Here is a 12,658-nt window from a genome sequence, read left to right on the forward strand (position 1 = left end):
TTCTACCATCCTAGAGACAGTCATTTCATTATAGCAATTAATTTAACTTTGGCCCGTAATATGCTTGACACTTTGGACAGAAATGGCTGCTTCGGCCAGCTATTTTAATTTTACAAATTTCAGTTTGACAAATAGAGCAAGCTTGCTTACTGCGTTTATAGACTTTTAGTTCAAGTTGGAATGTACCTTTATGACCTAAGCTATCAACATAGTCGCTAAAAGTAGTGCCATGATGACCAATTGCTTGCGTAAGAAGTGGTTTTATACTATAGAACAATTTACTAATTTGTTCAAAACTTAGATAGCTAACCAAAGAGAGAGGATGAATCTGATTAATGAATAACAATTCGTCTGCATAAATATTGCCCAAACCAGCAATAACTGTTTGATCTAAGAGTAGACTTTTAATTGGTGTTTTAGGATGTTTTACTAAGTTATTTTGAAAACAAGCTAGGGCATCTGACTCCTTAAGCGGGGAGCTTGTATATGCTAGTTTGTAGGTGTAAGCGTCAAAAGCCAGTTTAGTTAGACTCGAATAAGCTTTAATTTGCTCTTTTGTGAGGACAACAGCACCTCCAAAGCGTCTTATGTCGTTGAAATACAGATAATGTGTAGCTCTAGCTTTATCTTCTAAGGTGAAATAAAAATGTGTATGCTTCGGCCAATCTATAACTGTATCAGTAACAATTAACTTGCCAGTCATACGCAGATGAAAGATAATTAAGAATGCAATTTGTTCACATTGCTTAATTTCAGCTATGAGATACTTGCCTTGGCGTACGAATTGACTTAATGTAAGCGGCTCACTACCATTGAGTGAGTTAGCTAATAAATTTTCAGAATCGTGAAAACAATAAGGGCTGACTTTAGTAAAATCCTTCAAGACAGTCTGGCTACTTAACTTATTTAAGCCACGTCTAATTGTTTCAACTTCTGGTAATTCTGGCATATTTATTATTCCTTGCTTAGCTTTTGTTGTTTTACTTTGTAATCGCTGATCAAACTTCTTGCATCGTCAACGTGACAACGCGCTAAGCGCGGATCGAGTTCAGCTTGGCCTAAACCTTCAATCAAGTCACGGTAAACATAAGCAATTTTCGTATCAGTTGGATAATAGGTAATCCTAAAGTCCTTGTACCAGAATTGAATATAGCTGTTTATATCTTCGTAAACGAAATGTTGGGGTGGAACTTGAATCAAGTAGTTCAAATCTATGCCAGCACGGTCCTTAGTTGCAAAGATAGTGCAAGCGTTTGGCGCTTCTAAATCTTGCTTAAACTCAGCTAAATCAGGCTTGTTTTCAGTGTTAAAAGCAAAGGTGAAACGTGGACTTTCATTTGCCCAATCTAAAACGAAATAACTTGCTACATTCTTGCAGATACATTCACCGCTTGCGTGCTGGTTGCTGAATTTTTCAATTGTAGCTTCACCGCTACTTGGATAGATATATTCAGGTGCTAATTCCTTGAGATAGCGTACAGTTGTATGGCGAATTTGCCAAAGATGCCAAACAATTGGGTTAGCACTAACACCAATTTTCATTTTGCCGATGGCTGGAAAGTTAATTGCTTCCTTGAATAGACCATCTGCCCCGATAGTTGCCTTGAAATTACAGAAAGAGCAGGCAATACTGTTACGGTTAGCTTGATAAATGACTAAGTGCTCTTGACAGTTAGGGCAGCTGTAAAGCAGATTGTCCAAGCCGCGAGCGAGATTATAGTGCCAATAGTTATAAGCTTTTTTGCCGTTTTTGATTCTCAATAACTGATTGCGATAATCATTGATTTGCAGGAGCTCTGCCATTTTTTCCCGAATTTCATCTAATTCCAGCTTGCTCGTTTGTTCACCTGTATAGATAAGCTCGCTTGTAGCTGTAATTTTGCCAAAACGTAAGCCTTTGTAACCACTCCAACGTGGCCAGGAGAGAAAGGCGCCATCAATATTGCAATAAATCAAATTGGCCTTAGCACGTTGAACTAATTTGATGAAAGCGTCTGAAAAAAGTTCATGTCTACCATCAGGTGTGCGTTCTCCTTCTGGAAAAATAGCAATTGATTCATTACTTCTAAGCATCGTCAACATTTGTTTAACAGCAATGTAGTCGCTGTTAAATTGCGTAATGTTGATGGTTTTCATTTTGGCCGTTATCCAAGGTAAAAAGCCTTTGCCTTCTTGTAAGAAGCTGCCTGCGACAAAGTGAAGTTTCATCTGGCTGCCTAAAGCAAGCATAACTAGAAGCGGATCGATCAAAGATGAGTGTGGGGCGATAATGATACTTGGGCCTTGTAATTTCTGACTATCGAACTTTCGTTCACAGGTGAAACGGAAAAAGATAGCAAAAACTACTCGTAATAAATAATAAGCAGCAGTATAAAACAAAGGTGAAATTGCTAGTTTAGATTTATTTTTGGCTTGACCGATAAGTTTGAAAGATAAGGTTTTGAGACCAATTTTTTTAATTTTGGTTTTATCTACGTTATCTGTCTGTTCAGATGGATCGCCGTCAGCTTGACGAAAGTGCTTGGTATTCAATGCTGTTACCTCATAGTAAATATACTTATATACGCGTTTAATTATAAGCTAAATGCGAAAAGTTTGTATATTAAATTGATTTCTAGCAAATAATACAAGATTAATACGCTTGTGTTACTTAAACCTGCTAAGTCTTTATAAGCAAAATAAGGTGTTTTTGCCAGTATGCTAGCTAATCTGCGCTATGTGATTTGGAAGAAAACTTAATTTAATTGCAAAATAGGCGATGCTTATGCTACTATATCTGGCGTTACTTAGCTATGAGATAGTTTAATGTAGCTTGCAGCTTGCATCTATCCATGGTAAAATTCCAAGCGTTAGGCCTACATACAACACAATATGTAGTGTTTAAATCGAATGGCAATTCGAAGTTTAGGCTTTTCCTTAAAATGTTTAACCGCTATATTTTGTAGTAGTAATTAGAGGGGACTGGAATACATTATGTCATTAGAAGTTATCAAGCGTGATGGTAAAGTAGTTGCTTTTGATCGTGAGAAGATCAAGATTGCAATTGAAAAAGCCATGAACTCCGCCACAGGTAATTTTGTAGATGGTCAAGCGGAAGAAATTGCATGTGAAATTGAGGAGTTTGCTAGAAATATTCCCCGTGCTATTACCATTTATTTGATTGAAGATCAGGTTTATTACAGTTTGATCAAGCATGACAATGCCGCTACAGCTAGAGCTTATGAGAATTACAAGGCTGTACAGAGCTTCAAACGTAAAGATAACACGACAGATGCCGGCATCATTGGCTTGATTGAAGCAACTAACCGTGACGCTATGGATGAGAATTCTAACAAAAATGCCTTCCTAGCCGCAACGCAGCGTGACTTGATTGCTGGTGAAGTTTCCAAAGATATTGCTCGTCGTAAGATTATGCCAACGGATATTTTGCAGGCACATGATTCAGGCGCAATTCATTACCATGATCTTGATTATGCAATTCAGCCGATTTTTAATTGCTGCTTAGTCAACCTAGAAGATATGTTGAATAACGGTACAGTTATCAATGGCAATCAGATTGAAACACCACACACTTTCCGCGTGGCATGTACAGTTACAACTCAGATTATTGCGCAAGTTGCGTCTAACCAGTATGGCGGTCAGTCCATAAACGGCTTTGATCGCATCTTAGCTCCATTTGTGCGCAAGTCTTTCAAGCGCTATTTAGCTGAGGTCTTAGAAGAACAAAAAGACGTTTATGGTGCAGAAGTAAGTGCAGCCAATCAGCAAAATGCTGAAGAGGTAGCTTGGCGCAGAACTAGAAGAGAGATCAAAGATGGTGTGCAGACAGTGCAGTATCAGATCAATACTTTAATGACAACCAACGGTCAATCACCGTTTGTTACCTTGTTCTTGTATTGCCCACCTGAGAATGAATACTCCAAAGAAGCTGCCATGATTACAGAAGAGATTCTGAGACAGAGAATTGAGGGCATTAAGAATAAGTGCGGCGTTTACGTTACACCAGCTTTCCCTAAACTTATCTATGTTTTGGATGAACACAATATTCGTGAGGGTGCACCTTATTTCTATCTAACAAAATTGGCCGCTGAATGCACAGCTAAGCGCATGTATCCTGACTATATTTCAGCTAAGAAGATGCGTAAGATGTATGAAGGCAATGTCTTTAGCCCAATGGGTTGCCGTTCATTCTTGAGTCCTTGGAAAAATGAGAAGGGTGAATATGTCTTTGATGGCCGCTTCAATCAAGGCGTTGTGACTTTGAACTTGCCACAAATTGGTTTGCTAAATCGTGGCGATGAAGAAGGCTATATGAAGATGCTCGATAAGCGACTTCAGATTGTTAAAAAAGCGCTTTTACTTAGACATGAACGCCTGATGACAGTTAATTCTAATGTTAGCCCATTACACTGGCAGTATGGTGCAATTGCACGTTTAGGGGAAGGCGAGAAGATTGCCAAATTCCTCGAAAAAGGTTATTCAACTTTGAGCATTGGTTATATCGGTTTGTACGAAGCTAGTTATTTGGTAACAGGTAAGAGCCATACAACGCCTGAAGGTAAGGCCTTTGCTTTGCGTGTTATGCACAAACTTAATGATGCTGCTGACAAGTGGAAAGCTGAAACTGGTTTAGGCTTCAGTGTTTATGGTACGCCAGCTGAGTCTTTGACGCATAGATTTTGTGCAATTGATAGAGCTCATTTTGGTGAAATTGAAAATGTCACAGACAAAGGTTATTACACAAACTCTTATCATGTAGATGTCCGCGAGCATATCAGCGTGTTTGATAAGTTCAAGTTTGAAGCAGAATTCCAGCCACTTTCCAAAGGCGGTATGATTTCTTACGTTGAGATACCTAATATGCAGAACAATATTGCTGCTATTTTGGAGATGATTCAGTATATTTACGATACAATCATGTACGCTGAGTTCAATACTAAGCTCGATTATTGCCATGAATGTGGATATAGTGGTGAGATAAAGCTAGATGATAAAAATATCTGGACTTGCCCACAGTGTGGCAATAATAATCGCAATAAGTTGACAGTTGTACGTCGAACTTGTGGCTATTTGGGTTCTAATTTCTGGAATGAAGGACGCACGAAAGAGATTAAGAGTCGTGTCTTACATATTTAACCAGATATGGTTTTGAATGACAGAGAGTTAGTTATGAAAATGGCTAACTCTTTATTGTTGCTTGCGATTGTAAAACAGTTAAATTAGAAAGGATTAAGTTATGCGTTACGCCCAATTACGTGAATTTGATGTGGCAAATGGCCCAGGTATTCGCTCAACTGTCTTTGTGACTGGCTGTACGTTTAACTGTCCTGGCTGCTTCAATGGCTTGTATCAAGATTTCAAATATGGCGAAATATGGACGCCTGAAGTAACAGTTAAGTTGGCTAGATGGCTGCGTAATCCCTACGTTTCTGGTTTAACAGTTTTAGGCGGCGAACCGATGCAGCAGGGCCCTGAGTTAGCTAACATTTTAGGCTTGTTGCGTGAAATGGTGGCTGAATCTGACTCAGAAAATAGTGGACGTTACTTAAATATTTGGTTGTTTTCAGGCTACAAAATTGAACAGATAATCCAAAATCCAGTTCAGAAGCAAATTCTCATGCAATGTGATACGTTAGTCGATGGCTTATTTCAAATTGCTCAGAAGGATTTAATGCTCAGATTTAGAGGCTCTGCCAATCAGCGGGTTTTAGATGTGAAAAAGAGTGTAGAAAGTTTAGAGCAAGGTGATTTAGCTATTTGGCAAAATAATTTTGGTCCAAGTTGTGAGCGTATTTTAGCTAAATATTCAGCCTTTATTCCGCCTGCAAAAGAGCAATAAATGCGTCATTTGATTTATATTTTTAGCTTAATTATGCAAAAAACAGTCATTAACTGTTACCTTTATGTAGCTTATATGATACTATACGTCTATGAACTGCGTAAGCAGCGGGAGGTTATTAATGACAGCTTTCGATCAGCAATTAAATGAGCCACTCAAGTCGCGCAAAGATATTTGGGTTAGGCGTAAGATTATTGGCCAGAAGCGCCCAGAAGAATTAATTGCCAAAGAACGGACACGGCGTGAATGGAGCTGGATGCTTTATGATGTGGGAAATTCAGCCTTTTCAGTGGCAATTAGCACAGCTGCTTTTCCAGCTTTTATAGGTATAATTGCCAATTCTGAAGCGCAGATGAGGTTAGGTTGGTTCAATTCAATTAGCTCAATCATCTTAGCTTTGATCAGCCCAATTTTAGGTACTTTAGCTGAGTTCCGTGGCTATAAGAAGAAAATGTTTACCTTCTTCGCCCTTTTTGGCATCCTTACCACTATGTTGTTAGCAGTAATACCAGCTAATTTGTGGTATACCATTTGTTTAGCTTATGTATTGACGAATGTTTGCTATAACGCATCTATCATTTTTTATGATGCTTTCCTAGTTGATTCTGTTGTAAAAGAGCGAATGGATAAGATATCATCATATGGTTTTGCTTGGGGTTATATCACGAGTATTATTCCTTTCGGTATCTCTTTAGCCATTATTTATATGCTGGGTATGAGTAATCCGCTTGGTTATCAAATTTGCTTCTTGATTACTGGTGCTTGGTGGTTAATTTTTACCATTCCGATGTTAATTGATGTACAACAAGTTTATTGGTCGCCTAAGCCAGAACATGCTTTATTGCATTCATTCAAAGAGATTTATCAGACATTCAAGGATATTAGTAAATATAAAGTAGCTTTCATTTTCTTAGTTGCTTATTTCTTTTATATTGATGGCGTTGATACGATTATCAGTATGGTTGTACCTTATGTGCAAAGTGTTTTGGGACAAGACGTTGTAAATACGGCGCTTTTGCTTGTTATATTATTAGGAACCCAAATAGTCGCTTTCCCATTTGCCATTTTGTATGGTTGGTTGACGAAGTTCTTTACACCTATTCGTTTGATACAGGTTGCTATGTTGCCTTATTTGTTTACAGTTTGCACGGGTATGTTTATGAGCAACGTCTGGCACTTGTTAATCATGTCAACCTTGATTGCTTCTTCACAAGGCGGTATTCAAGCTTTGAGCAGATCTTATTTTGCGCAAGTAATCCCACCTGAGAAAAACAATGAATTCTTTGGCTTCTATAACATTTTCGGACGCTTTGCTGCTATCATGGGTCCGGCTTTGATGTCCTTGATTGGTTGGTTGACAGGTAAGCCACGTTTGACAATTTTGGCCGTTGTACCACTGTTCATCATTGGCTTTGTCATTACTTTGTTCTTACCTAAAGAAATGCCTAGTGAGCTGAAAGCTAATTAATCTTTTTTGAAAGGAAAAATATGCAAATTAGTCTGACAGCATTTCGTAAGCAAACATATTTTTTGGCACCGATGGCTGGCTTCAGCCATCTGCCATTTCGTAGGCTTTGCCACAAAGGTCAATGTGACTTTAATACAACTGAATTGGTGAGTGCGAGGGGAATTATCTACAATGGCTTAGAGCCATCTTGGCGTTATCTTTTAATTGATCCTGAAAGTGAAGGCCCTGTAGCAATCCAGCTATTTGGCTCTGAACCAGATGATTTTGTGCGAGCCTGTGACAAAATTATGGCCGATCCTATTCTTAAGCAATGTACAACGATTGACATCAATATGGGCTGTCCAGTCAAAAAAGTTTGTCAAACTGGTGCAGGTGCGGCTTTAATGCTGACAGAAGAAAGAGCTTGCGCTATTGTTAAGGCCTTAAAAATTTATTTAGCTGGAAGTGGTGTGTTTGTAACGGCCAAATTCAGAAAAGGTTATTATTCTGAGGATAATACAGCGAAAGACTTTGCCTTGCATTTGGCTGAAGCTGGCGCAGATAGACTGGTTTTACATGCGCGCACCGCCAAACAGATGTATAGCGGTCATGCTGATTGGGCTTTGTTTGCTGATGTTAAGCAGGCATTGGTTGAACATGGCTTTGGTGATATTCCATTCATTGCTAATGGTGACATCAAAAGTCAAGCTGATTGTGACGAGATTAGAAAGATAGCTAACGTTGATGGCTTCATGATTGGGCGAGCTGCTTGTGGAAATCCTTGGATATTCCAAATGCTTAAAACAGGTCAAGCCGAAATTAGCCCATCTGAACGTTGCTTAGCACTTAGACAATGCTTTGAAGATATGTGCGAAATTTTGGGTGAACATATAGCCTGCCATGAATTTCGTGGCTTGATTATGCCCTGGCTGAAAGCTAGGCCGCAATCATCTAATTTACGGCAGATTTGTGGCAAAATGCAAACTAAGAGTGAGTGGTTAGAGCTTTTCACAAAATTACCTGACTTTTTTGCAACAACACTAACTAAATAAGCGAAACTAGCTTTGAATAAGTCTTAAATGCCTTTATTTTACAGCGCAAGCGGTTAAATTGTGCTAAAATTTTAGCTGCGATTGTCAAATAATGAGGAGGCTTGTACTAGTGGCTCAGTATAAAAAAGTTAAGGGTACATTAGATCTTTTACCAAATGAATGTCATGAATGGCATGAGATAGAAGCTATTTTTGCTAGAGTTTGTCGAAGCTTTGCTTACGGTGAGATTAGAATACCGACTTTTGAATATACCGAAGTTTTTAATCGTGGCGTTGGTGAAACTAGTGATATTGTGCAGAAAGAGATGTACACATTCGCCGATCGTGGCGGGAGAATGTTGACTTTACGGCCAGAAGCTACGGCAGGTGTAGTAAGAGCTTTTGTGGAGAATGGCTTATTTAACGAAGCTTTGCCACAGCGCCTTTATTATGAAATTTCTGCCTTTAGAGCTGAGAATGTGCAGAAGGGCCGTTATCGTGAATTCCATCAATTGGGTTTGGAGTGCCTAGGTAGTCAAGCTAGTCAGACAGATGTTGAGATTATTGCTTTGATCAAGCAATTTTTCCAGGAAGTTGGCTTAAAGAATGTCAGCTTGAAGCTAAATAGTTTAGGTTCAACTGAGAGCAGAAAGGTTTATCACGCTCGCTTATTAGACTATTTGAAGCCACATGTAGCTGATTTGTGCTTCGATTGTCAAAATCGAATTGAGAAGAATCCGTTGCGCGTGCTTGATTGCAAAGTCCCAACTTGTAAGGAGATTGTGCAGGGCGCACCACTTATTTTAGATTGCTTAACTGATGAAGATAAGACAAGATGGCAACAGGTCTTGCATGGCTTAGACAATCTCGGCATTTCTTATGAAATTAATCCGAGGATTGTGCGTGGCCTTGATTACTATTGCCATACAGTCTTTGAATTTATCTTGGATAATCAGACAACTGGTCAAGCTTCAACAGTTTGTGGCGGTGGCCGTTATGATGGCCTTGTCAAATTGTTAGGCGGACCAGATCTACCAGGTATGGGCTTTTCAATTGGCTTAGAGCGCTTGCATTTAGCTTTAAAAGAGCAGAATCGAGACTTTAAGCAATTTAGACCTTGCTTATATGTCGTTGCCCAAGCTGAGGCTGAACGTGAAATGGCAGCTAAGCTGATTTGGACTTTGAGACAAAAAGGCATTGTCGCTGAACAAGATGTTGATAATCGTTCATTCAAAGCACAGATGAAATATCTCAATAAGCGCAATTATCGTTATTGTCTAGTTTTAGGTGAAACTGAGCTTGCCAATAATAGTGCAAAGTTGAAAGATCTTGATACAGGTAAAGAGTTAGAAACAGAATTCAGTTTGCAAGATTTAAGCCAATTAGAGGCTGTTTTGCTTGCTGACTAGGTAATATTAAGGAGTAGAAGTATGAATAACACGATTACTGGTTTGCAACGTACGTGCTATGTTGCTGAATTAGATAAGTTAGTTGTTGGCCAGAATTACACATTAATGGGCTGGTGCCAAAAGCAACGTGATTTAGGTGCTTTGATTTTTATTACTTTACGCGATAGAAGCGGTTTGATGCAACTAGTGGTTGATGATACATGTCCTAAAGAAGTACGCGATTTAGCAGCTAAAGTACGCAGCGAGGATGTCTTAGCAGTTAAAGGCCAATTACGCATACGTTCCAATCCTAACCCAGATATGCCAACTGGTCAGTATGAATTACTGTTGAGCGAGATTAGAATTGTTGCTGAGTCAGAGACAACTCCTTTCTATATTGAAGATGATGTCCAAGTCAAAGATTCCTTGAAATTGCAATATAGATACTTGGACTTAAGACGTCCAGCTTTGCAGAAGATCATCATGTTGCGTTCTAAGTTGACACAATTGACCAATCGCTTCTTTGAAGAAGAGGGCTTTATCAATTTGGAGACACCTATCTTAGGTAAGTCAACTCCAGAAGGCGCACGTGACTATCTTGTACCTAGTCGTATTTTCAAGGGCGAGTTTTTCGCTTTGCCACAGTCACCACAGCTCTTTAAGCAATTGTTGATGGTAGCAGGCTTTGATAAGTATATTCAAATTGCCCGCTGCTTCCGCGATGAAGACTTGCGTGCTGATCGTCAACCTGAATTTACCCAGATTGACATGGAGATGAGCTTCGTTGATGAAGCTGATGTTATGGACGTTGCTGAGCGTTTCATTCAACGTGTTTTTCGTGAACTCAAAGGTATTGATATTCAATTGCCACTCAAGCGCATGGATTATTGTGAGGCTATGGAGCGTTATGGTTCCGATAAACCAGATTTACGCTTCGGCATGGAATTAGTTGATATTTCAGATTTGGCTAATACGCTTGATTTCACAGTCTTTAAGACAGCTTTAGAGAGCGAAAAAGGTGCTGTTAAGGCTATTAAATTAACAGATGGTGATGATTTAAGCCGTAAGCAATTAGATAAATTATCTGAATTCGTCAAGACCTATCGTGCAGGTGGCTTATTATGGATGACAGGTGATGCTAAGCGTAGTTCGTTTGCTAAATATGCAACGCCTGAGTTTGTTGAGAGCTTAAAAGCTCGATTGGAAGCAGAAGCTAAAGATATGATCCTTATTGTAGCTAATAGCGATCGTAAGATTGTCAATGATGCTTTAGGTCATTTGCGTTGCGAATTAGCAAGTCAACGTGGCTTAATCGATCCAAAGAAATTGTCAGTTCATTGGGTCGTTGATTTCCCATTGCTTGACTATGATGAGACAGAGAAGCGCTATGTTGCTGAACACCATCCATTTACCATGTTGAAGGATGATGACCGCGCTTATTTGAAGACAGATCCTTTGAAAGTACGTTCTAAGGCTTACGATATGGTTATCAACGGCTATGAAGCTGGTGGTGGTTCAATTCGTATCCATGATCAGGAATTACAGAAAGAGATTTTAGGCTTACTTGGCTTTACGGCTGAACAAGCTCAAGCTTCATTCGGTTTCCTCTTGGATGCCTTTAAGTATGGAGTACCTCCACACGGTGGCTTGGCTTTCGGTATGGATCGTCTCGTTATGCTTTTGACTGATACAGAAAATATTCGTGACGTTATTGCTTTCCCGAAAGTTCAAACTTCAGCTTGCTTGATGACACAGGCACCTTCAGCTGTTAGCCAGGGTCAGTTGGATGAATTGGGGATTGATGTTGCAACTAAGGAAGACTAAAGGGGAAGTTAAGATTGGATTCTTCTAAACAAAGTCATTTTAAGCTCGATAAGACAGCTACAGATCAGGCAGCTTCGCCTAGACCTGAGCCGTCGGTTCGGGCTATCAATTTTGATAAACAAGCTTTAGATAAGCAGGTTCGTTTAGGCTATTTACGCAATATGTTGATGGCGGATGTAGCGAGAAAGGATGCGCTCAAAGACGAAGATGGCACAGCTAACAAGCGAAAAATTCGGAAAAGACGCAGGAAAGCGATCATTATCGATGATGAAAATAAGCCAACGTCAGGTCCGATTGTGAGCCAAGTAAACAGCTATCGTGTGCCTTTTAGAGATGAAAATAGATCTGTCCTTAATCGTAATTTTGCTGAACAGAGGCGCCATGCTAAGCAAGCTTTGGAGAGATTAGATATGCCAGATTCACCATCATACAATTTAGAAGAAAATAATGTAGCTGATTTCAGCCCAGAGAATGTGGCTGTACCTAGTCGCGTCGATGTGCATGAAGGTAAGGCTTCTAATAAGCTCATGAATGAAGTCTTTTCATGGGTGAAATCCTTATTTTTAGCTTTTGTTCTAGCCTTCATTTTTGTTACGTTTGTAGCTCAACGGAATATTGTCGACGGTAGTTCTATGTATCCGACACTTTACAATGGCGATAATCTGATTGTTGAGAAAGTGAGTCGCTATTTTTTCTTGCCACCTTATGGCAAGATTATTACCTTCATTAAGCCAAAAATAAAGATTAATTATAGTGAAGATAGTGACGGGAATTTGAAGCGTGACGTTAAGCCTGTACCTGATATGCCGGATATCCATTTAGTTAAGCGTGTGATTGGCTTGCCTGGCGACACAATCGAAATTAAAGATGCTCATGTGTATAGAAATGGTACGTTGTTAAAAGAGGATTATTTGTCTGAGCAAGTTGTGACGAATGTATTAGATCCAGTTTTTGCTAAAGTTACCTTGGCAGATGATGAGATTTACGTACTTGGTGATAATCGTGAACATAGTTCAGATAGCCGCTATTTTGGCCCAATTAAGACAAAATCGATTGTTGGCCGCAGCTTATTACGCTTTTATCCTTTCAGCCGAGTCGGCATACCACATTAATTGACAGGGAGTAGTTTA

At 39.4% G+C, this 12,658-nt stretch carries 9 protein-coding genes; 7 read left to right on the forward strand and 2 right to left on the reverse strand.

All coding sequences use genetic code 11. The features are described 5' to 3' along the window. Nucleotides 1-37: 37 nt before the first annotated feature. Together mutM and PYS62_RS04110 are read right to left on the reverse strand one after the other, a co-directional pair. Nucleotides 38-949, reverse strand: a complete 912-nt coding sequence (gene mutM / locus PYS62_RS04105) for a bifunctional DNA-formamidopyrimidine glycosylase/DNA-(apurinic or apyrimidinic site) lyase (protein ID WP_066714058.1) — start codon at nucleotides 947-949, stop codon at nucleotides 38-40. A 5-nt stretch (nucleotides 950-954) separates the two neighbouring features. Further along, a complete protein-coding gene (locus PYS62_RS04110) occupies nucleotides 955-2,532 on the reverse strand; it encodes a lysophospholipid acyltransferase family protein (RefSeq protein WP_066714057.1) in 1,578 nt (525 codons plus the stop codon). A 441-nt stretch (nucleotides 2,533-2,973) separates the two neighbouring features. On the opposite strand from PYS62_RS04110, the gene nrdD reads away from it, so the two are divergent. The 7 genes from nrdD (at nucleotide 2,974) to lepB (ending at nucleotide 12,640) form a co-directional block, all read left to right on the forward strand. Further along, nucleotides 2,974-5,136: an anaerobic ribonucleoside-triphosphate reductase gene (gene nrdD / locus PYS62_RS04115; protein ID WP_066714056.1), complete on the forward strand. Its 2,163-nt coding sequence runs from the start codon at nucleotides 2,974-2,976 to the stop codon at nucleotides 5,134-5,136. Nucleotides 5,137-5,236: 100 nt separating this feature from the next. After that, nucleotides 5,237-5,839, forward strand: a complete 603-nt coding sequence (nrdG, locus tag PYS62_RS04120) for an anaerobic ribonucleoside-triphosphate reductase activating protein (protein WP_082714324.1) — start codon at nucleotides 5,237-5,239, stop codon at nucleotides 5,837-5,839. Between the two features lie 121 nt (nucleotides 5,840-5,960). Next, nucleotides 5,961-7,307, forward strand: coding sequence for an MFS transporter (locus PYS62_RS04125; RefSeq protein WP_082714323.1), 1,347 nt, complete (start codon nucleotides 5,961-5,963; stop codon nucleotides 7,305-7,307). Nucleotides 7,308-7,327: 20 nt separating this feature from the next. Beyond that, nucleotides 7,328-8,338 (forward strand): tRNA dihydrouridine synthase, encoded by a 1,011-nt coding sequence (locus PYS62_RS04130; protein WP_066714054.1) that lies wholly within the window; start codon nucleotides 7,328-7,330, stop codon nucleotides 8,336-8,338. Between the two features lie 109 nt (nucleotides 8,339-8,447). Next, nucleotides 8,448-9,725 (forward strand): histidine--tRNA ligase, encoded by a 1,278-nt coding sequence (gene hisS, locus PYS62_RS04135; protein WP_315574155.1) that lies wholly within the window; start codon nucleotides 8,448-8,450, stop codon nucleotides 9,723-9,725. A gap of 21 nt (nucleotides 9,726-9,746) precedes the next feature. Beyond that, a complete protein-coding gene (gene aspS / locus PYS62_RS04140) occupies nucleotides 9,747-11,528 on the forward strand; it encodes an aspartate--tRNA ligase (protein ID WP_066714050.1) in 1,782 nt (593 codons plus the stop codon). A 14-nt stretch (nucleotides 11,529-11,542) separates the two neighbouring features. Next, entirely contained in the window at nucleotides 11,543-12,640 is a 1,098-nt protein-coding gene (gene lepB / locus PYS62_RS04145) for a signal peptidase I (protein ID WP_066714048.1), read from the forward strand. Nucleotides 12,641-12,658 lie beyond the last annotated feature (18 nt).

Origin of the sequence: Amygdalobacter nucleatus, assembly GCF_029167365.1 — a bacterium.
GTDB lineage: Bacteria > Bacillota > Clostridia > Saccharofermentanales > Fastidiosipilaceae > Amygdalobacter > Amygdalobacter nucleatus.